Below are 19,308 nucleotides of genomic sequence, written 5' to 3'. Positions count from 1 at the left end.
CTTGGGGGGAGATGCCCGGCAGGGCAGAGAAGAGGGGGGCCTCGTGACACCCTCCGCAATCCTGGAATCCGCGCTCTACGTCACCGACCTCACCGCCGCAGAATCCTTCTACACCGACATCCTCAATCTCACCCTCCTCGGCAAGGTCGAAGGCCGCCACCTCTTCTTCCGCTGCGGCCAGGGCGTTCTGCTCATCTTCAACGCCGAGGCGACCAGAATTCCGCCCGCTCCCGACGCGAAGCTGAAAGTACCGCCGCACGGCGCTGTTGGCGAAGGTCATCTGTGCTTTGCCGCAACCGCCGCTGAAATCGACGGCTGGAAAGCCCATCTTCAAGCGAAGAAAATCGCCATCGAAAGTGAATTCGAATGGCTGCAAGGTGGGCGTTCGATCTATATACGCGACCCCTCGGGCAATTCGATCGAATTCGCCGAGCCGAGAATCTGGGGCCTTTGATGCATTCACTCCATGGCAAGAAGATCGTCGTCGCCAGCCACAATGATGGCAAGCTGCGCGAATTCGCCGACCTGATGGGTCCGTTCGGCTTCGAGGCGAAATCGGCCAAGGAGTATGGCCTGCCCGAACCGGACGAGACCGGCACCACCTTCGAGGAAAACGCCTACATCAAGGCCTTCGCCGCCGCGAAGGCGACCGGCCTGCCGGCGCTGTCGGACGATTCCGGCCTCTGCGTCGACGCGCTCGATGGCGCGCCCGGCGTCTATACCGCCAACTGGGCCGAGACGCCGGAAGGATCGCGCGATTTCGCCATGGCCATGCAGCGCACCGAAGTGGCGCTGCAGGAAGTCGGCGCGGCCACGCCCGAACGGCGCACGGGCCGCTTCGTCGCCGTCATCTGCCTCGCTTTTCCCGACGGCGAGGCCGAATATTATCGCGGCGAGGCCGAGGGCACTCTGGTCTGGCCTCCGCGCGGCGAACTCGGCTTCGGCTACGATCCGGTGTTCCTGCCCAATGGCTTCGACAAAACCTTCGGCGAGATGAATGCGGAGGAAAAGCACGGCTGGAAGCCAGGCCAGGCGACGGCGCTCTCGCACCGCGCCCGCGCCTTCCAGAAATTCGCGCGCGCTCGGCTCGGTTCGGAATGATCGGGTCCAACACCACCATGGCGCTCGACCGTAGTCCCGGCTTCGGCGTCTACGTGCATTGGCCGTTCTGCGCCGCCAAGTGCCCCTATTGCGACTTCAACAGCCATGTCCGCCACCAGCCAGTCGACCAGGAGCGCTTTGCCGCCGCCTTCGAGGCCGAGCTTGCGACGATGCGCCAGCGCACCGGGCCGCGCGACGTGACCAGCATCTTCCTCGGCGGCGGCACGCCGTCGCTGATGAAGCCGGAAACGGTGGCCAGGGTTCTGGACGCGGTGGCCAAGAACTGGACGGTGCCTGACGGTATCGAGGTGACGCTCGAGGCCAACCCGTCCTCGGTCGAGGCGGAGCGGTTTCGTGGTTACCGGATCGCGGGGGTCAACCGCGTCTCGCTCGGCGTACAGGCCCTGAACGACAAGGATCTGCGCTTCCTCGGCCGGCTGCACAATGTCGAGGAAGCCTTGCATGCCATCGGGCTCGCGCGCGAAATCTTTCCGCGCCTCTCCTTCGACCTGATCTATGCCCGCCCCGGACAGACGCCCGAGGATTGGCAGGCGGAACTCGAACAGGCGATCGGCCATGCCGCCGACCATCTGTCGCTCTACCAGCTGACCATCGAGGAAGGCACGCCCTTCCATGCGCTGCACGCGGCGAAGAAATTCGCCATTCCCGACAACGACCACGCCGCCGACCTCTATGCGCTGACGCAGGAGATCACGTCGGCGCATGGTTTGCCGGCTTATGAGATTTCCAACCACGCGCGGCCAGGCGCCGAGAGCCGGCACAATCTGACCTACTGGCGCTACGGCGAATATGTCGGCGTCGGCCCCGGCGCGCATGGCCGCTTCGTCGAGAACGGCCATCGGGTGGTGACGATTGCTGAGAAAATGCCGGAAACCTGGGCCAATCTGGTCGAGGCCAAGGGCCATGGCATAACCGGCGGCGAGCTCTTGACGCGTTCCGAAGAGGCCGACGAATTCCTGCTGATGGGGCTGCGGCTCGCCGAAGGCATCGACCTCACCCGCTACGAAGCGTTTTCCGGGCGCGGCCTGTCGAGCGCACGGCTGTCGGTGCTGCAGGGCGAGGGGCTGGTGGCGCCGATCGGCAATGCCCGCCTGCGCGCCACGCCGGCCGGCATGATCGTGCTCGACGCCGTGGTGGCGGACCTGGCGCGCTAATCCTTTGAAAAAATCCTCTTTGTCTGCAGTCAGAACCGCTTGCGCAGCCCGACCGCCGAGCAGGTGTATTCCACGCGGCGCGACATCGAAGTCGCCTCGGCCGGCACCAATTATGATGCCGATACGCCGCTGACGTACGAACTGGTCGCCTGGGCCGACGTCATTTTTGTCATGGAGAAAACCCACCGCACCAAGCTGCAGAAGAAATTCAAGGACAGTCTGAAGGCAGCCAAGGTGATCTGCCTCGACATCCCGGACGACTACGAATTCATGGACCCGGAGCTGATAGCGCTTCTGAAGGGACGCGTTTCACGATATCTGGATTGAGCGCCTGGCCCAAGTTCGCCACCTTTGGGCGGCCGCCTTGCCGATCTCGGTTAGATCAGGCGTCGTGCTTGTGGCGGTGCTTTCCGCGCTCTTTGTCGGCGTGCGCCTCGCCGTTCCGGACTGGCTTTGCATTGTCCTTGTCGCGGCGGCCACGGTGCTGGTCTCCCAAAGAGGGCATGGGTGCGCCGTTGCGGGCATTTTTCGTTTCAAGACGGGTGATGAAGATATCAAAGCGATTGGGCATCGTCCGGTCAGTGCTCCGTCGTGCTGTCGGGTTTGTTGTCTGAAAGTCTGACATTGGTCGGCAAGGCACTCGCGGCCTGCTTGGTCAGGCTGGTGTCGTTCCGGGCTGGCAGCCGCTTGTCGTGGCGTGCGGCAATCGGGCTGCGACCGGCATAGTAGGGCGCGAAAGCGTCTTGAATCGTCAGGCTGTCCATCCTGTCCTCCCAAGGGAATCAGGGGCTAAATCTGCCAAAACCGGTTTCGTTCCCTACTGTGGCGAAGGAATGGCGGCCACCTTACATCGGCGTGAGTTTTGCAAGCCGGCGCCAGCCATGCCAAACAGGATTTGGCAGGCCAAACAGGATTTGGCAGGCCAAACGGGCCTGAACGGAGACGGCATTGGTGACTGGCGAGACGGGCAAGCGCAGCTATGTGGTCGGGCAGACCGAGATCGCGGCCCGTCCGCTCGATCCGGCGCTCTATCTGGTGGCGACGCCCATCGGCAATCTGGCCGACATCACGCTGCGCGCGCTGGAGACGCTGGCCGCCGCCGACATCGTCGCCTGCGAGGACACGCGCGTGTCGCGCGTGCTGCTCGACCGCTACGGCATCCGCCGACGCACCACGGCCTATCACGAGCACAATGCCGGCGAGGCCGGGCCGAAGTTGATCGCGGCACTTGCGGCAGGCCAGAGCGTGGCGCTGATTTCCGATGCCGGCACGCCGCTGGTTTCCGATCCTGGCTACCGGCTGGTCGGCGAGGCGCTCGACCAGGGCATTCGCGTCGTGCCGATTCCGGGCCCGTCGGCGCCGCTTGCCGCGCTGACGGCGTCGGGCCTGCCGTCCGACGCCTTCCTGTTCGCCGGCTTTTTGCCGGTCAAGGTTGGTCAGAGGCTGTCGCGGCTGGAGGCGCTGAGGGCGGTACCGGCGACGCTGATCTTCTTCGAATCGCCGCGCCGGCTGGCCGAATCGCTCGGCGCCATGGTCGAGGCGCTGGGCGGCGACCGCAAGGCCGCCATCGGCCGGGAATTGACCAAGACTTTCGAGGAAATCCGCACCGGCACGCTGCAGGAGCTTGCCGATCATTACGCGACGGCGGACACGCCGAAGGGCGAGATCGTCGTGTGCATCGGTCCCGCCGAGGCCAAGGCCGACGAACCGGAAGACATCGACCGCCTGCTTTTGTCGCTGGCGGCGGAGATGCCGGCCTCCAAGGCGGCGGCGGAAGCCGCGAAAATGACCGGCGGCCAGAAGCAGGCGCTCTACCGGCGGCTGCTCGAACTTAGAGAAGGCCGCGATGGTTGAGCGCCCGAGCGCCAGCCGTCAAAAGGCCTACCGGCGCGGCCATCGCGGCGAATGGCTGGCGGCTGCCGCGCTGATGCTGAAAGGCTACCGGATCCTGGCGCGCCGCCATCGCACCCGCTTCGGCGAGATCGACCTGATCGCCCGGCGCGGCGATCTGGTGCTGTTCGTCGAGGTCAAGGCGCGCCGCACGCTGATCGAGGCCATGGAGGCGATCGGCCACGAATCGGAGCGCCGCATCGAGGGCGCGGCCGACATCTGGCTGTCGCGCCAGCCGGACTATGGCAGGCTGTCGATGCGCTTCGACATGGTCGCCGTGCTGCCCTGGCGCTGGCCCGTGCATGTCCCGAACGCGTTTTATGGACGGAATTGAAGGAGAGCCACTCCTGGTTTCGTCATCCTCGGGTCTGCGCTGCGTCGCTTCGCTCCTTGCTCCGCCCGTGGATGACGAAGTGAGTAGGTCGCGGACCGCTCCTCACCCCCAGATCAGCAGGGCGACCAACCCGACGACACCCACCACCAGCCGCCACCAGCCGAACAGCGAGTAGCCGTTGCGCGAGACGTAGTCGAGCAGGAAGCGCACAACGAACAGCGCCGTGACGAAGGCGGCGACGAAGCCGATGGCGATGATCGGCAGGTCGGCCGAGGTCAGCACGTTGCGGTTCTTGAACAGGTCGAAGGCGAAGGCGCCGACCATGGTCGGGATGGCAAGGAAGAAGGAAAATTCCGCCGCCGCCCGCTTGTCGACGCCCAGCAGCAGCGCGCCGACGATGGTCGAGCCCGAGCGCGACGTGCCGGGGATCAGCGACAGGCACTGGAACAGGCCGATCTGCAGGTAAAGCCGGGTCGGGAAGCGCTCGACGTCGCGATAGACGGGCTTGAGGTTCATGCGGTCGACCACCAGCAGCACCACGCCGCCGATGATCAGCATGATGCAGATCAGTCGTGGCGATTCGAACAGCACCGTCTTGATGAAGTCGTGCGCCAGAGCGCCGATGATCGCCGCCGGCAGGAAGGCGATGAGGATGCCGATGACGAAATGCCGCGTCAGCCGGTCATGCGGCAGGTCGAGCAGCATCTGCCACAGCCGCCGGAAATAGACGCTGAGGATCGCCAGGATGGCGCCGAGCTGGATCAGGATCTCGAAGGCCTTGCCGGTCGACTGAAAGCCCAGGAAATGGCCGGCGAGCAGGATATGGCCAGTCGAGGATACCGGTATGAATTCGGTCAACCCCTCCAGCAAGCCGAGCAGCAGGGCTTCGACGATGGTCTGGCTTTCCATTTCTACCTCGGCATTGGCGTGATGGCTAACGGAATGGCTTGCTTGTCATGGCGCCGAAGTGCCCCTATAGGTCGCAACACCCCTGACGGCCCGCAAACCGGGCGGCCAAGACTTACCGGTGCGCCCTGCGATTCGCCAGTGCGCTTTATCATCGCGGAACCATGCTGACGCTTTTCCACCATCCCATGTTCGCCACCTGCCGCTTCGTCCGCCTCGCCTTTGGCGAGTATGGCGAGGAGCTGGCGCTGATCGAGGAAAAGCCGTGGACGCGGCGCAAGGAGTTCCTGGCGCTGAACCCGGCGGGCACGCTGCCGATCCTGCTGGCCGAGGGCGACGTGCCGATCATCGGCGCAACTGTGATTTCGGAATATCTCGACGAGACGCGCGGTGTGCTGAAACGCGACAAACGGCTGTTCGCCGAGGATCCGATGCAGCGCGCCGAAATCCGCCGGTTGATCGACTGGTATCTCAACAAGGCCGAAAGCGAGGTCACCCGGCACTTGGTGCGCGAGCGCGTGCTGAAGCCGGTGATGCCGGAAACGGCTGGCGGCGGTTCGCCCGATTCGGGCGCCATCCGCGCCGCGCGCGCCAACATCCGCCAGCACATGAAATACACCAACTGGCTGGCCGGCACCCGCCACTGGCTGGCCGGCGGCAGGGTCACCTATGCCGATCTCGCGGCCGCCGCGACGCTGTCCGTGCTCGACTATCTCGGCGAGATCGACTGGCGCGAACATCCCGCCGCGCGCGAATGGTACACGCGGGTGAAGTCGCGGCCTTCGTTCCGGCCGCTCTTGACCGACCGCGTGCGCGGCCTCTCGCCGGTGTCGCACTATGCGGACCTCGACTTCTGACGCGGCAAAACTGCGTGCGCTGATCGACGCGGAGGCACGGCGCGCCGGCTTCGATGCCGTCGCCGTCACCGCTCCCGATGCGATCCCGCTGGCGCCGGCGAGACTCGCCGAATTCGTCGCCGACGGCTTTCACGGCTCCATGGACTGGATCGCCGAAACGATTGCGCGCCGCAGCGAGCCTTCCACGCTTTGGCCCGACGTGCGCTCGATCGTCGTGCTGGCGATGAATTACGGGCCTGACCGTGACCCGCGCCACCTGTTGTGGAAGCGCGACCGTGGCGCCATCTCGGTCTATGCGCAAAACCGCGACTATCACGAGGTGATGAAGGGCCGGCTGAAGGAAATCGCCGGCAAGATCGTCGCACGCGCCGGCGGCGACGTGAAGGTGTTCGTCGACACCGCACCTGTCATGGAAAAGCCGCTGGCCGAAGCCGCCGGGCTGGGCTGGCAGGGAAAACACACCAATCTGGTCAGCCGCGAGCACGGCTCCTGGCTGTTCCTCGGCACCATCTTCACCACGGCCGAACTGGCACCCGACAAGGCCGAGATCGACCATTGCGGCTCCTGCCGCGCCTGCCTCGACGCCTGCCCCACCGACGCGTTCCCCGCGCCTTATAGGCTCGATGCGCGGCGCTGCATCTCCTACCTCACCATCGAGAACAAGGGACCGATCCCGTATGAGTTCCGCGAGGCGATCGGCAACCGCATCTATGGCTGCGACGATTGCCTCGCCGCTTGCCCGTGGAACAAGTTCGCCAATGCGGCGTCGGAGGCCAAGCTCGCCGCGCGCGACGATTTGCGCGAGCCTGCGCTCGCCGACCTTTTGGCCCTCGACGATGCGGCCTTCCGCGCCTTCTTCTCCGGCTCGCCGATCAAACGCATCGGCCGCGACCGCTTTGTCCGCAACGTGCTGATCGCCGCCGGCAATTCCGGCGAGGTCGCGCTTGCCGCCATCGTCCGGGGCCTGCTCGGCGACGCATCGCCGCTGGTGCGGGGCGCGGCAATTTGGGCGCTGGCGCGGCTGGTGCCGGAAACCGAATATGCCGAACGGGCCGCGAACGGCCTGGAAACCGAGGACGACGCTATGGTGCGCGAGGAATGGCGCCTGGCGTGGCCAACCAGGACGCATGCATGAGCGAGAAGCGGATCTTTATCTTCGGCGCCGGCTATTCGGGCAAGGCCTTTGCCCGCGCCAATAGGGGAGCCGCAACCATCTTCGGCACGACACGCTACGAGGAAAAATTCGATGCGCTGCGCCAGGCTGGCATCGCCCCGCTGCTGTTCGACGGCAAGTTGACGACCGACATCGGCGAAGCGCTGGAGAAAACCACCCATCTGGTGATCTCGGTCGCCCCGGAAGACGCCGGCGATCCCGTGTTGAATGCCGCCGGCGAGGCGATCGCAGGGATGCCTGATCTGGAATGGATCGGCTATCTCTCGACAGTCGGTGTCTATGGTGATCATGGCGGCGCCTGGGTCGACGAGACGGCCGTGTGCCGGCCGGTCTCGAAGCGTTCGGTCATGCGGGTCGAGGCCGAGCAGGCCTGGCAGAAGCTCGGCCGGGAAATCGACCGGCCTGTGGCGATCCTGCGGCTCTCCGGCATCTACGGTCCGGGCCGCAACGCGCTGGTCAATCTGCAGAACGGCACCGCAAGGCGGCTGGTCAAGCCGGGCCAGGTGTTCAACCGCATCCATTGCGACGACATATCAGGCGCGCTCTGGCATCTGATCGTCGGCAACAGGGGTGGCATCTTCAACGTCACCGACAATGAGCCGGCGCCGCCTCAGGATGTCGTCGCCTATGCCGCATCGCTGATGGGGATCGAGGCGCCGCCCGAAATTCCCTTCGAGACCGCCCAACTTTCGCCCATGGCGCGGTCCTTCTATGGCGAGAACAAGCGGGTCGCCAATGCGGCGCTCAAGGCGGCAGGCTATCGGTTTCGCTTTCCCGACTATCGCGCCGCCTTCGACCATATGTGGGCAAGCGGCGACTGGCACGACGGCGAGCCGCGCAGCCCAATGAAGGGACAAGCAATTCCAGGAAAAGTGTGAAACGGTTTTCCACGAATTGGAGCTTTCTTCGATCTCAGCAGCAAACTCAGTGTCGAACAGCAGGTGAGGCAGGCGGCGGGTTACAGGGTCTGGAGAACGCCGCTCGATCTCTTGCTGCAGAGAGACATCTGGCATTTCTGAACGCGATTCCATTGCCTTCGACGGTATCCAAGGAATGGAGCTGGCGCGCGAATGCCATAGGTGTCGCCGCAGGCAGGCGTGCGCCTGCCTGCTCCGCGCCACCAAGGTAGCGGCATTCACCCGGCAGCATCCGCACAGCGTCGACGCGTCCGCCAAAATCACGCATCCGGTTTTGGAATCGCCCTTGACGCCTTCCGTTGAAATGGAATAAATATTTCACCAATCATGCATTTTGGTTCTTTCGTTCCGGGAACATCTGTTTCAAACAGAGGCCTTGAGGTTCCAGCAAACGGCAGGCGCCACCCGGGGGAGAGAAGACAATCGGGAGAGATTCCCCGGGGAGATCGGGGATTCCGGAGAGATCGGTGCAACCGGACACCAAAAGTGGAGGAGAGACTAAAATGAAGAAACTGCTTTTGAGCGTCGCCTTCGCGGCGCTGATGAGTTCATCGGCCATGGCCGCCAAGATCGGCGTCTCGATGGCCAAGTTCGACGACAATTTCCTCACCGTGCTGCGCAACGGCATGATCGAGCAGGCCAAGGGCATGAGCGGCGTCGAGCTGCAGGTCGAGGACGCGCAGAACGACGTCGCCAAGCAACTCGACCAGATCAAGAACTTCGCCGCTTCGGGCGTCGACGCCATCATCGTCAACCCGGTCGACACCTCGGCCACGCAGGCAATGTCGGATGCGGCCGCCGCGGCCAAGATCCCGCTGGTCTACGTCAACCGCCAGCCGGTCAACGTCGACACGCTCCCCGACAACCAGGCCTTCGTCGCTTCCAATGAGGCCGATTCCGGCACGCTCGAAACCAAGGAAGTCTGCCGCCTGTTCAAGGAAGCCGGCAAGAAGGAAGCCAATGTCTATGTCATCATGGGCGAGCTTTCCAACCAGGCCGCCGTGCAGCGCACCAAGGACATCGACGATGTCATCGCCACCCCGGACTGCAGCTTCATCAAGATCATCGACAAGCAGACCTCGAACTGGGATCGCGACCAGGCTCAGAACCTGATGACCAACTGGCTGTCGACCGGCAAGAAGTTCGATGGCGTCATCGCCAACAATGACGAAAGCGCCATCGGTGCCATCCAGGCGATGAAGGCCGCCAACATCGACATGAAGTCGGTCGTCGTCGGCGGCGTTGACGCCACCCAGGACGCGCTTGCCGCCATGCAGGCTGGCGACCTCGACGCCACCGTGTTCCAGGACGCCGCCGGCCAGGGCGCGGGCGCGCTGGATGCGGCGCTGAAGCTCGCCAAGGGCGAGAAGGTCGAACACAAGGTCTATGTCCCGTTCCAGCTGGTTACGCCTGCGAACATCGACAAGTTCCTGAAGAAGAACTGAGCCGCGGACATATGGAGCGGCGCTCTGGCGTCAAGACAGCGCCGCTCCTCTTCCCCCTCGCCGCCTGAAAGGTGCTCGAGGAACGACTGCGGCTGACGGAGGATAGAAGATTGGCACAGACATCTCACGGCGTCGGCGGGGTCGGCTATGACGCCAAGAAGCGCACATGGCCGGCTGAATTCAACGTCTTCCTGGCGCTCGTCATCCTCGTCGTCATCTTCGAACTGATCGGCCGGATCTTCCTCGGCGACAGCTTCCTGTTCAACACCCGCAGCGACGTCTCCGGCATCTTCAACGAGGCGCGCCTGCAGATCATCATCCTGCAGGTGTCGATCGTCGGCATCATCGCCATCGGCGTCACGCAAGTGATCATCACCGGCGGCATCGACCTGTCCTCGGGGTCGATCGTCGGCGCGACCGCCATGATCGCCATGAGCTTCGCCCAGGTCGCGACCGTCAACGGCAATCCCAATCCCAAGGCGATGTTCCTGGCGCAGGGCTGGACCGACCTGCCGGTCATCGTCCCGGTGCTGGTGGCGATCGGCTGCGGCCTGCTCGCCGGCCTCGTCAACGGCGCCCTGATCGCCTACACGCGCATCCCGCCCTTCATCGCCACGCTCGGCATGATGGTCACCGCGCGCGGCATCGCCAAATGGTGGTCGAAGGGGCAGCCGATCTCGTTTCCCACCGACAGTTTCGCGGCAATAGGCAAGGGCCTGATGCCGGTCATCATCTTCCTGTCGCTGGCCGTGCTGTTCCAGCTGATCATGACCTACACCCGATACGGCAAGCACTGTTACGCGATCGGCTCCAACGAGGATGCCGCGCGCATGTCGGGCATCAAGATCGCCAACCACAAGATCCTCGTCTATGTCATCGCCGGCATTCTCGCCGCGCTCGCCGCCGTGGTGCTCTCCTCCAAGAACCTCACCGCCCAGGCCGGCATGGGCGTGATGTACGAACTCGACGCCATCGCCATGGCGGTCATCGGCGGCGTCTCGCTGTCGGGCGGCCGTGGCTCCATCATCGGCACGGTGATCGGCGCGCTCATCTTCGGCGTCATCATCTCCGGCTTCACCTTCCTGCGCCTCGACGCCTACTACCAGGAGATGGTCAAGGGCGTGATCATCGTCGGCGCGGTCGTTCTCGACCAGTGGCGCCAGCGCATGCGGGCATTGAGGGCTTGACCATGTCAGACATCGTCCTGAAGACCGAAAACCTCACCAAGCGCTATGGCGGCGTGCATGCGCTGGAAGGCGCGAACTTCGAGCTGCGCAAGGGCGAACACGTCGCCATCATGGGCGACAACGGCGCCGGCAAATCGACCTTCGTGCGCCAGATCACCGCCGTCGAGCAGCGGACGAGCGGCCAGGTCTGGTTCGACGGCAAGGAAGTGAATTTCGCCGGCCCGATCGAGGCGCGCGAGGCGGGCATCGAGACGGTGTTCCAGAACCTGGCGCTGGCCGACGATCTCGACGTGCCGTCGAACCTGTTCCTCGGCCGCGAAAAGGTGCTGTTCAATCTGGGGCCATTCTCGATCCTCGACCGTAAATACATGCGCAAGGCGACCGAGGCGGCTCTGGTGCGCACGGCGGTGAAAATCCCCAATTTGTCCAACACCATCCGCCACATGTCGGGTGGCCAGCGGCAGTGCGTGGCGATCGCCAGGACGGCGACCTTCGCCTCAAAGCTGATCATCATGGACGAGCCGACGGCGGCCCTTGGCGTGCAGGAAACGGCGCAGGTCGAAAACATCATCCGCACGCTGAAGGACAATGGCGAGCCGCTGATCCTGATCAGCCACAACATGCGCCAGGTGTTCGACCTCTGCGACCGTATCGTCGTGTTCCGGCGCGGCCGCATCGTTGCCAATCTGCGCAAGGAGAATACCGACGGACAGGACATCGTTTCCTACATCACCGGCGCCAAGACCGGGGAGGCGGAACTCGCGGCCTAAGAGCCGGGCGCGGCGGCGATGGTCATCGCCTTCCCGTCGATTTGTGTTGACCGGAAAAACATCCAGCGCTCATGACCGGCGCCCCGCTTCGAACCATCCCCAGAGGAAAATTTCCATGACTGTTCGCTTCGCCCTCCTTGGTGCCGGCCGCATTGGCAAGGTCCACGCCCGCGCCGTGGGTTCCAACCCCCAGGCAAAACTGGTCGCCGTTGCCGACGCCTTCGAGAAGGCGGCGAGCGAACTGGCGAGCGCCTATGGCGCCGAGATGCGGACCATCGACGCCATCGAAAAATCGAAAGACATCGATGCGGTCGTCATCTGCACGCCGACCGACACGCATGCCGATTTGATCGAGCGCTTCGCCAAGGCCGGCAAGGCGATCTTCTGCGAGAAGCCGATCGATCTCGACGTCAAGCGCGTCGAGAAGTGCCTGGCCGTGGTCGACAAGGCCAAGGCGACGCTGATGGTCGGCTTCAACAGGCGCTTCGATCCGCATTTCGCCGCCGTGCGCAAGGCGATCGACGACGGCGCCATCGGAACGGTCGAAATGGTCACCATCACCTCGCGCGATCCCGGCGCCCCGCCGCTCGACTACATCGCGCGCTCCGGCGGCATTTTCCGCGACATGACCATCCATGATTTCGACATGGCGCGCTTCCTGCTCGGCGAGGAGCCGGTGGCGGTCAGCGCCCATGCCTCGGTGCTGGTCGACAAGAAGATCGGCGAAGCCGGCGATTTCGACTCGGTCAGCGTCATCCTCGAAACCGCATCGGGCAAGCAGGCGGTCATCTCCAACTCGCGCCGCGCCACCTATGGCTACGACCAGCGCATCGAGGTGCATGGCTCGAAAGGCATGGTGGCGGCGGAGAACCAGCGGCCGGTGTCGATCGAACTGGCCAACGAGAAGGGCTATACGCGCCCCCCGCTGCACGACTTCTTCATGACCCGCTATCTCGACGCCTACGCCAACGAGATCGCAGCCTTCATCACCGCTGTGACATCCGGCAAGAAGGCGGCGCCGAGCGGGGCCGACGGCCTCGTCGCGCTGAAGCTGGCGGATGCGGCGCTGAAGTCGGCGACCACGGGCAAGACCGTTCGCGTTGATTGAATCGAAAGGGCGAACGTTTTGAGGCGGTCAGATTGTCGGTCCACAAGGCTTGGCGATTAGCCGGAACACCCATCGCTTCGTCATCCTGGGGCGGAGCAAGGAGCGAAGCGACGCGGCGCAGACCCCAGGATCCATGCCGTTACATCGCAACGATGCTAACGGTGCAGAATTCTGCTCCGCTGGTTTCTTCGGTCGGGGTCACGGCATGGATCCTAGGGTCTCCGCGACGGAGCTTTGCTCCTGCTTCGCCCTAGGATGACGACGTTGAGGATGCTTCGACCAGGTTGTCAACGCCGCGACAAGGCACCGAAGAAACCGATCGGAACTTCAATGAACCTCAGGAAACCATTAGTCTTCAAAAACACAGGAGCACAGCGATGAGCGCATCCGCCGATCGCAATTCGAACACCCGCGCCATCGTCACCGGCGGCGCGCAAGGCATCGGCTTTGCCGTCGCCGAGGCACTGGCCGACGAGGGCTGCCGGGCGCTGGCGCTCATCGGCCGCTCGCAGGAGAAGGGCGACAAGGCTGTTGCCCATTTCAAGAAATCAGGCGTCGACGCCATCTTCATCAGCGCCGACGTTTCGAAGGTCGCCGAGTGCAAGCGCGCGGTCGCCACCGCGCTCTCACATTTCGGTACGATCAACGCGCTGGTCAACGCCGCCGCCACCTCGGCGCGCGGCTCGCTGGTCGAAACATCGGAAGAGCTCTTCGACCAGATCTTCGACACCAATGTGCGCGGCCCCTTCTTCCTGATGCAGGGCGTGGTGGCGCATCTGCTGGAGAAAAAGGCACCCGGCTCCATCGTCAACGTGCTGTCGATGTCGGCGCATACCGGCCAGTCCTTCCTGACGCCCTATTCGACCAGCAAGGGCGCGCTGATGACGCTGACCAAGAACGTCGCCAACGCCTATCGCTTCAACCGCATCCGCTGCAACGCCGTGCTGCCCGGTTGGATGGATACCGAGGGCGAGGACATCGTGCAGAAAAAATGGCACGACGCGCCCGACGACTGGCTGGCGAAGGCCGAAGCGGCGCAGCCGATGGGCCAATTGGTCAAGCCGGATCAGCTCGCGCGGCTGATCAGCTACATGGTCAGCCCGCAATCGGGCGTCATGACCGGATCGCTGGTCGACTATGATCAGAGCGTCGCCGGTTCGTCGCCGGAGTAGTGCCGACGTTGCGGCTGGCCCTTTCTCCCCGGTCACTATACGGGGAGAAATGCCCGGCAGGGCAATGAGGGGGAGCACCGACTTTGACAGTTACCGATCCAAACCCTGCCCACCTTGCTTGTCTCTGCGACGTAGGCGCCGCCCCTCACCTGCCTGCCGGCATCCTCTCCCCGTATAGGGACGGGGAGAGGGGTGCTGTCATCGACGGTTTCGCCACCCTCATCGCCCCATCGACAAACGCCTCCGCTTCGACTATATGAGCGGCATGATCCACCTGTCCGCCACCTATTGGTACTTTAGCAGCTCGCTGGCGGCGGGAGGATTGCGCTCGATCTGAAGATTGCAGCAAACAGTCCGACAAGCCGCCAGACCTGGCGGCTTTTTTGTTTCAGCCGGCAGGTTCCCAAACAGGAGCAGAAAGCCGTGTTGACCACCACAGACGACCTTCGGGTCAAGGAACTTAGACTGCTGAGCACGCCGGAAGAGGTGATGCGCGAGATACCGCGCTCACTCACGGCGACACGCACCGTTGCCGCCTCGCGTAACGCCATCCATTCCATCCTGACAGGGGCCGACGATCGACTTGTTGTCATCGTCGGCCCTTGTTCCATTCACGATCCGGTCGCGGCCGTTGACTATGCCAGCCGTCTGGCGGCGCTGCGCGAGGCCCTGGCCGACCGGCTCGAGATCGTCATGCGGGTCTATTTCGAAAAGCCGCGCACCACTGTCGGCTGGAAAGGCCTGATTAACGATCCCGACCTCGACGGCAGCTTCAACATCGACAAGGGGCTGCGGATGGCGCGCAATGTGCTTTCCGCCGTCAACAATCTCGGCCTGCCGGCGGCGACCGAATTCCTCGACATGACGACGCCGCAATACATTGCCGACCTCGTCGCCTGGGGCGCCATCGGCGCGCGCACGACCGAGAGCCAGATCCATCGCGAACTGGCCTCGGGCCTGTCCTGCCCGGTCGGCTTCAAGAACGGCACCGACGGCAATCTCAGGATCGCCGGCGAGGCGGTGAAGTCGGCCGCCCAGCCGCACCATTTCATGGCGGTGACCAAGGGCGGACGCAGCGCGATCGCCGCGACGACCGGAAACGAGGATTGCCATGTCATCCTGCGCGGCGGTGTTCAGCCGAACTATGACACGGCAAGCGTCGGGGCCGCCTCGGTGGAACTCGCCCGCATCGGTATCGCGCCGCGCCTGATGATCGACGTCAGCCACGCCAACTCCGGCAAGAAGCCCGAGAACCAGCCGAAGGTGGCAGCGGACGTGGCAGGCCAGGTGGCGGCGGGCGACGAGCGCATCATCGGCGTCATGATCGAAAGCAATCTCGTCGCCGGCCGGCAGGATGTCGTGCCGGGCAAGCCGCTGGTCTACGGCCAGAGCATCACCGATGGCTGCATCGACTGGGCGACCACCGAAACGGTGCTGCATGGCCTTGCCGGTGCGGTCGAATGGCGCCGCTCGGCGAGACGCGCCGTGCTGGACAGCCGTCAGGGCGCCGCCTGACATTATGGCGATGCGGGAAAGGGCGGCGCTCGCTGGTAGCAGGTTCGTCGAACCTGCTACCAGCCAAATGCGGGATCACGGTCAGCCATTGGCGAACGGGATGGCGATATAGATCTGGCTGCCCTCGCGTTCGACCAGCAGCAGCACCGACTTGCGGCCTGACTTGCCGGCCTGCGCGATGGCTTGCGTGACCTGCCTGGCGCTCTTGACCGGCGCCTGGTTGACGGCAACGATGATGTCGCCGGGCTGGATGCCGGCGGTGGCCGCGGCCTTGTCCGGGTTGACGGTGGCGACCACCGCTCCGTGCTCGTTGTCGGCCAGGTTCATCTGCTGGCGGATGTCGGGCGTGATGTCCATCAGGCCGAGGCCGATGGCCGGCGCGCGCGAGCCCTGTTCGGTGCCCGGCGCACTGGAATCGTCGGTCGATGCCGTTTTCACATCGTCGCTGTTGCGGCCGACATCGACGGAAATCCGCGTGGCCTTGCCCTTGCGCCAGACATCCAGCGTCTCCCTGGCACCCGGCGCGACGTCGGCGACGGCCCGCGACAGGTCCTTGGGATCCTTGACGTCCTGTCCGGCGAAACTGGTGATGACATCGCCGGTCTCGACACCGGCCTTGGCCGCGGGCGAGCCGTCATTGACCTGCGAGACCAAGGCACCGCCGGGATGGTCGAGCCCGATGGCGCTGGCCACGTCCGGAGTGACAGGCTGGATCTCGACGCCGAGATAGCCGTATTCGATGTCGCCACCCTTCATCAGCTTGGCGACCACCTTCTGAGCCTGGTCCGACGGAATGGCGAAGCCGACACCGACGCTGCCGCCATTAGGCGAATAGATCGCCGTGTTGATGCCAACGACGTTGCCGCTGACATCCACCAGCGGGCCGCCGGAATTGCCGTGGTTGATCGGCGCGTCGATCTGGATGAAATCGTCGAAGGGCCCGCTATGCAGGTCGCGGCCACGCGCCGAGACGATGCCGGCCGTCACCGTGGTGCCGATGCCGAACGGATTGCCGATCGCCAGCACCTGGTCGCCTGTCATGAGCTTGTCGGAGTCGCCCCATTTCACGGTTGGCAAGACCTTGCCGGCCTTGATCTTCAGCACCGCGAGATCGTTCTTGGCGTCATGACCGACCAGCTTGGCCGGAAGCTCCGTGCCGTCGTCGAGCGTGACCTTGATCGAGGAGGCGCCGTCGACGACGTGGTTGTTGGTCACAATGGTGCCGTCGGCGCTGACGATGAAGCCCGAACCGAGCGCCTCGGCGCGCTGCGACTGCTGCTGCTGCGGAGGCGTCCTTGGACCAGGCGTGGCCTGATCGCCGAAGAACTGGCGGAAATAGTCGTCGAAGGGCGAATTGCCGCCAAAGGGCGAATTGTCAGGCGAACCTTCGCTCATGGCTTCCGGTTGCCCCTTCATGACTGTCGTGACCGTGACGACAGCGGGCTTGGCCGCAGCCACGATAGGCGCGAACGATCCGTTCGGAGCCGTTATGCCGGCGACGGGGGTCTGCGTCGTCGCAACGATTTTGGTCAAGTCCCCATTGCCGGCGTTTTGAGCGAAGGAGACGACGGCGGGGGAGATGATCAGCGCAGCGCCCAACAGGGCGGCGACGCGATGCCTGCGAAGAATACCAAGAGGTGACATGGTCGTTCTGTCCGGGCGAGGGTTGATCCGGCGCCGCGGGCGGCTCTTGGGAGAAGGCGCCCGTCAGCGTGTCGACGGCCGGGATGGCCTGTCTCGCCGTACATGGCGGCCGGCCGGATCGACATGAGGTATCTAGGGACCCGAATGGCCTGAATTAGGGTTTTTGCCCGACCTTACGAAGATTTAATTCAGAGTGCGCTTACGGATCGCAGATAGGCCGACGCGATTTCACGCATGCGCTTGCCGTCGAAACTCGGGCCATGGCCGCCATGGCCGACGCGGATCGGCAGGTCGAGCAGGCGCTGCATCGTGCTGGCATAGGCGCCCTTGTCGGAATCCGGCAGATCGTCGATCAGCGTGTCGTCATAGATGGCGTCGCCACTGAAGAACAGGCCGTCGGCCTCGTCGAACAGCGCGATCGAATCCGGCGAGTGGCCGGGAAGGTGGAGCACGCGAAATTGCCGGTCGCCGAGGTCGACCACGTCGCCCTCGTCAAGGGTCCGCGTCAGCGGCGCCGATGGGATCTTGTAATCCGCCGACCTCCAACCCGGCTCGGGCAGCTTCGAAACCGCGCCCTCGAGATCGTGAAACATGTAGGCGTAGGTCGCGGCCTCGTCCATGCTCGCGAATTGCGCCGCGCTCATCCTTGGCCCGGCCCGTAGCGGAAATTCGTGCAGCGAGCCGACATGGTCGAGGTGGATATGGGTGGCGACGACCAGAAGCGGCTTGCCTGCGGGCGTCTCTATCTGCGGCGCGAGCGGACAGATGCCCATGCCGGTGTCGACCAGAAGGTCGGCGTCGCGGCCGGTGAAATGCCAGGTGTTGGCGCGCACATAGTCGTGCACGAACGGCTCGGTCAGCATCGTCGTCCTGTCGTCGACGATGCGCTTGCTGAACCAGGTGTCCATCAGGCGGGACCAGGCATTAATTCCAAGCCCCACATCAGACGAACGGTTTTCCGACCTTGTATTTTTCAGGCACCAGCCGCTTGAGATAGGCCATGCCGGTCTCGGACAGTTGGTTGGCGTCGGGCTTCATGAAATCGTCGGGCATGTGGCGGGTCTTGCCGGCGACGTTCTTCAGCGGCACCTTCTTCAGCACTATTTTGCTGCCATCATACTGCAGCGCCACCGAGCCGCCGCCCTGTTCGGCGACGCCGACGGCGAAGGCGCCGGCATCGAAGGCCTCCTGCGCGTCGACCGCGCTGATGGCGCCGACATAGCCGCGCGGCATGTAGCCGAGTGCGTCGACGCGGGCGCGCTTGCCCGGCAGCCCTTCGGCCAATGCCCGTTCGAGCGCCGCCGGCAGGTCGCTGCCCGACAGTTTGACGTTGCCGTGCTGGTCGCGTTCGAGCTTGTCCGCCGGCACCAGGCTTTCGACCAGCGCCTTGCCGTCGGCGGTGCTGACGCCTTCCGACACGGCGACGATGCAGCGCTTGTGGCGGTCGAGCGTGGCGCGCACGTCGTCGATGAAGCCGGCCGCCGAGAACGGCCGCTCCGGCACGTAGACGAGATGCGGGCCGCTGTCGGAATCGAGCTGCCAGGCCGCGGCGGCCGCGGTCAGGAAGCCGGCATGCCGGCCCATGACGATGCCGACATAGATGCCGGGCAGCGCGCGAAAATCGAGGTCGACGGACAGGAAGGCGCCGGCGACGAACTCGGCCGCCGATATGAAGCCCGGCGTATGGTCGTTCTCTTCCAGATCGTTGTCGATGGTTTTCGGCGCATGGACGAAAGCGATCTTGCCGCCGGCGGCATCGGTCAGGATCTGCTGCGTGCCTGAGGTGTCGTTGCCGCCAATATAGATGAAGGCGTCGGCCCCCGCCTTCTGCAGGCCCTTCAGGATGACCTCGCAATAGGCGGCATCCGGCTTGTCGCGTGTCGAGCCCAATGCCGCGCTCGGCGTTCCGGCAATCAGCCGCAGCCGGTCCTCGGGGATGGCCGAAAGGTCGACATAATTGCCGTCACGGATGCCGCGCACGCCGTGGATCGAGCCCAGCACCTTGGCGCCGGGATGGCGCTTGCGGATCTCCAACGTGGCGCCCACCACCGTCTGGTTGATGACGGCGGTCGGACCGCCACCCTGCGCGATAACAAAAGTTCCGGCCATTCCT

Annotated in this window: 21 protein-coding genes; 15 read left to right on the top strand and 6 right to left on the bottom strand. The window is 64.4% G+C overall.

The genetic code is table 11. From position 1 onward, the window contains the following. Positions 1-43: 43 nt before the first annotated feature. Genes EJ077_RS30130 through EJ077_RS30115 form a run of 4 tightly spaced genes read left to right on the top strand, consistent with a single transcriptional unit; the run spans position 44 to position 2,603 of the window. Positions 44-454, top strand: a complete 411-nt coding sequence (locus tag EJ077_RS30130) for a VOC family protein (RefSeq protein WP_208698522.1) — start codon at positions 44-46, stop codon at positions 452-454. Beyond that, on the top strand, positions 454-1,101 hold the full coding sequence (rdgB, locus tag EJ077_RS30125) for an RdgB/HAM1 family non-canonical purine NTP pyrophosphatase (protein ID WP_208698520.1): 648 nt from the start codon (positions 454-456) through the stop codon (positions 1,099-1,101). Before EJ077_RS30130 ends, rdgB begins: the two co-directional genes overlap by 1 nt. Continuing rightward, on the top strand, positions 1,098-2,276 hold the full coding sequence (gene hemW, locus EJ077_RS30120; RefSeq protein WP_208698518.1) for a radical SAM family heme chaperone HemW: 1,179 nt from the start codon (positions 1,098-1,100) through the stop codon (positions 2,274-2,276). The genes rdgB and hemW overlap by 4 nt, the downstream gene beginning before the upstream one ends. A 12-nt stretch (positions 2,277-2,288) precedes the next feature. Continuing rightward, the gene (locus EJ077_RS30115; protein WP_208703170.1) at positions 2,289-2,603 is read left to right on the top strand and encodes a low molecular weight protein tyrosine phosphatase family protein; all 315 of its coding nucleotides are present in this window, start codon (positions 2,289-2,291) and stop codon (positions 2,601-2,603) included. Positions 2,604-2,658: 55 nt separating this feature from the next. Here the strand turns inward: EJ077_RS30115 and EJ077_RS30110 are convergent, their stop codons facing one another. Then, the gene (locus EJ077_RS30110; RefSeq protein WP_208698516.1) at positions 2,659-2,847 is read right to left on the bottom strand and encodes a hypothetical protein; all 189 of its coding nucleotides are present in this window, start codon (positions 2,845-2,847) and stop codon (positions 2,659-2,661) included. Between the two features lie 7 nt (positions 2,848-2,854). Beyond that, on the bottom strand, positions 2,855-3,040 hold the full coding sequence (locus EJ077_RS30105; RefSeq protein ID WP_208698514.1) for a hypothetical protein: 186 nt from the start codon (positions 3,038-3,040) through the stop codon (positions 2,855-2,857). A gap of 187 nt (positions 3,041-3,227) precedes the next feature. Between EJ077_RS30105 and rsmI the strand changes: the two genes are divergently transcribed. Further along, entirely contained in the window at positions 3,228-4,130 is a 903-nt protein-coding gene (rsmI, locus tag EJ077_RS30100) for a 16S rRNA (cytidine(1402)-2'-O)-methyltransferase (RefSeq protein WP_208698512.1), read from the top strand. Next, on the top strand, positions 4,123-4,500 hold the full coding sequence (locus EJ077_RS30095) for a YraN family protein (protein ID WP_208698510.1): 378 nt from the start codon (positions 4,123-4,125) through the stop codon (positions 4,498-4,500). The genes rsmI and EJ077_RS30095 overlap by 8 nt, the downstream gene beginning before the upstream one ends. A 102-nt stretch (positions 4,501-4,602) precedes the next feature. On the opposite strand, the gene EJ077_RS30090 is transcribed toward EJ077_RS30095, so the two are convergent. After that, positions 4,603-5,409, bottom strand: coding sequence for an undecaprenyl-diphosphate phosphatase (locus tag EJ077_RS30090; protein ID WP_208698508.1), 807 nt, complete (start codon positions 5,407-5,409; stop codon positions 4,603-4,605). A 161-nt stretch (positions 5,410-5,570) separates the two neighbouring features. On the opposite strand from EJ077_RS30090, the gene EJ077_RS30085 reads away from it, so the two are divergent. The 9 genes from EJ077_RS30085 to EJ077_RS30045 all read left to right on the top strand — a co-directional run bounded on the left by EJ077_RS30085 (position 5,571) and on the right by EJ077_RS30045 (position 15,551). After that, positions 5,571-6,263 (top strand): glutathione S-transferase family protein, encoded by a 693-nt coding sequence (locus EJ077_RS30085; RefSeq protein WP_015314714.1) that lies wholly within the window; start codon positions 5,571-5,573, stop codon positions 6,261-6,263. Further along, on the top strand, positions 6,244-7,398 hold the full coding sequence (gene queG, locus EJ077_RS30080; RefSeq protein ID WP_208698506.1) for a tRNA epoxyqueuosine(34) reductase QueG: 1,155 nt from the start codon (positions 6,244-6,246) through the stop codon (positions 7,396-7,398). The genes EJ077_RS30085 and queG overlap by 20 nt, the downstream gene beginning before the upstream one ends. Then, positions 7,395-8,315 (top strand): SDR family oxidoreductase, encoded by a 921-nt coding sequence (locus EJ077_RS30075; protein ID WP_208698504.1) that lies wholly within the window; start codon positions 7,395-7,397, stop codon positions 8,313-8,315. Before queG ends, EJ077_RS30075 begins: the two co-directional genes overlap by 4 nt. A gap of 542 nt (positions 8,316-8,857) precedes the next feature. Continuing rightward, entirely contained in the window at positions 8,858-9,799 is a 942-nt protein-coding gene (locus tag EJ077_RS30070) for a sugar ABC transporter substrate-binding protein (RefSeq protein ID WP_208698502.1), read from the top strand. A gap of 110 nt (positions 9,800-9,909) precedes the next feature. Continuing rightward, positions 9,910-10,986, top strand: coding sequence for an ABC transporter permease (locus tag EJ077_RS30065; RefSeq protein ID WP_208698501.1), 1,077 nt, complete (start codon positions 9,910-9,912; stop codon positions 10,984-10,986). Positions 10,987-10,988: 2 nt separating this feature from the next. Continuing rightward, the gene (locus EJ077_RS30060; RefSeq protein WP_023772158.1) at positions 10,989-11,756 is read left to right on the top strand and encodes an ATP-binding cassette domain-containing protein; all 768 of its coding nucleotides are present in this window, start codon (positions 10,989-10,991) and stop codon (positions 11,754-11,756) included. Positions 11,757-11,871: 115 nt separating this feature from the next. Beyond that, complete coding sequence (iolG, locus tag EJ077_RS30055) at positions 11,872-12,864, top strand: inositol 2-dehydrogenase (protein WP_208698499.1); 993 nt, start codon at positions 11,872-11,874, stop codon at positions 12,862-12,864. 377 nt (positions 12,865-13,241) lie between these two features. Then, positions 13,242-14,036 carry an SDR family oxidoreductase gene (locus EJ077_RS30050; protein ID WP_208698497.1) on the top strand — a complete coding sequence of 265 codons (795 nt, stop codon included), beginning with the start codon at positions 13,242-13,244 and terminating at the stop codon, positions 14,034-14,036. A 423-nt stretch (positions 14,037-14,459) separates the two neighbouring features. Next, a complete protein-coding gene (locus tag EJ077_RS30045; RefSeq protein ID WP_208698495.1) occupies positions 14,460-15,551 on the top strand; it encodes a 3-deoxy-7-phosphoheptulonate synthase in 1,092 nt (363 codons plus the stop codon). 81 nt (positions 15,552-15,632) lie between these two features. On the opposite strand, the gene EJ077_RS30040 is transcribed toward EJ077_RS30045, so the two are convergent. The 3 genes from EJ077_RS30040 to EJ077_RS30030 all read right to left on the bottom strand — a co-directional run bounded on the left by EJ077_RS30040 (position 15,633) and on the right by EJ077_RS30030 (position 19,304). Then, positions 15,633-17,195 carry a DegQ family serine endoprotease gene (locus EJ077_RS30040; protein ID WP_208698493.1) on the bottom strand — a complete coding sequence of 521 codons (1,563 nt, stop codon included), beginning with the start codon at positions 17,193-17,195 and terminating at the stop codon, positions 15,633-15,635. A 188-nt stretch (positions 17,196-17,383) separates the two neighbouring features. Further along, entirely contained in the window at positions 17,384-18,103 is a 720-nt protein-coding gene (locus EJ077_RS30035) for an MBL fold metallo-hydrolase (protein WP_208698491.1), read from the bottom strand. A gap of 34 nt (positions 18,104-18,137) precedes the next feature. After that, a complete protein-coding gene (locus EJ077_RS30030; protein ID WP_208698488.1) occupies positions 18,138-19,304 on the bottom strand; it encodes a diphosphate--fructose-6-phosphate 1-phosphotransferase in 1,167 nt (388 codons plus the stop codon). Positions 19,305-19,308 lie beyond the last annotated feature (4 nt).

The sequence above is a fragment of the Mesorhizobium sp. M8A.F.Ca.ET.057.01.1.1 genome, assembly GCF_003952565.1.
In the GTDB taxonomy this organism is placed as follows: domain Bacteria; phylum Pseudomonadota; class Alphaproteobacteria; order Rhizobiales; family Rhizobiaceae; genus Mesorhizobium.
Note: the sequence above shows the minus strand (reverse complement) of the source record. Positions and strands in the feature narration are given on the sequence as shown.

What these genes read in the sequence shown, in the direction of transcription:
- rdgB (WP_208698520.1), top strand. Translation starts at nt 454, where the DNA reads ATGCATTCACTCCATGGCAAGAAGATCGTCGTCGCCAGCCACAATGAT.
- hemW (WP_208698518.1), top strand. Translation starts at nt 1,098, where the DNA reads ATGATCGGGTCCAACACCACCATGGCGCTCGACCGTAGTCCCGGCTTC.
- EJ077_RS30110 (WP_208698516.1), bottom strand. Translation starts at nt 2,847, where the DNA reads ATGCCCAATCGCTTTGATATCTTCATCACCCGTCTTGAAACGAAAAAT.
- EJ077_RS30105 (WP_208698514.1), bottom strand. Translation starts at nt 3,040, where the DNA reads ATGGACAGCCTGACGATTCAAGACGCTTTCGCGCCCTACTATGCCGGT.
- EJ077_RS30095 (WP_208698510.1), top strand. Translation starts at nt 4,123, where the DNA reads ATGGTTGAGCGCCCGAGCGCCAGCCGTCAAAAGGCCTACCGGCGCGGC.
- EJ077_RS30090 (WP_208698508.1), bottom strand. Translation starts at nt 5,409, where the DNA reads ATGGAAAGCCAGACCATCGTCGAAGCCCTGCTGCTCGGCTTGCTGGAG.
- EJ077_RS30085 (WP_015314714.1), top strand. Translation starts at nt 5,571, where the DNA reads ATGCTGACGCTTTTCCACCATCCCATGTTCGCCACCTGCCGCTTCGTC.
- queG (WP_208698506.1), top strand. Translation starts at nt 6,244, where the DNA reads ATGCGGACCTCGACTTCTGACGCGGCAAAACTGCGTGCGCTGATCGAC.
- EJ077_RS30075 (WP_208698504.1), top strand. Translation starts at nt 7,395, where the DNA reads ATGAGCGAGAAGCGGATCTTTATCTTCGGCGCCGGCTATTCGGGCAAG.
- EJ077_RS30070 (WP_208698502.1), top strand. Translation starts at nt 8,858, where the DNA reads ATGAAGAAACTGCTTTTGAGCGTCGCCTTCGCGGCGCTGATGAGTTCA.
- EJ077_RS30060 (WP_023772158.1), top strand. Translation starts at nt 10,989, where the DNA reads ATGTCAGACATCGTCCTGAAGACCGAAAACCTCACCAAGCGCTATGGC.
- iolG (WP_208698499.1), top strand. Translation starts at nt 11,872, where the DNA reads ATGACTGTTCGCTTCGCCCTCCTTGGTGCCGGCCGCATTGGCAAGGTC.
- EJ077_RS30050 (WP_208698497.1), top strand. Translation starts at nt 13,242, where the DNA reads ATGAGCGCATCCGCCGATCGCAATTCGAACACCCGCGCCATCGTCACC.
- EJ077_RS30040 (WP_208698493.1), bottom strand. Translation starts at nt 17,195, where the DNA reads ATGTCACCTCTTGGTATTCTTCGCAGGCATCGCGTCGCCGCCCTGTTG.
- EJ077_RS30035 (WP_208698491.1), bottom strand. Translation starts at nt 18,103, where the DNA reads ATGGACACCTGGTTCAGCAAGCGCATCGTCGACGACAGGACGACGATG.
- EJ077_RS30030 (WP_208698488.1), bottom strand. Translation starts at nt 19,304, where the DNA reads ATGGCCGGAACTTTTGTTATCGCGCAGGGTGGCGGTCCGACCGCCGTC.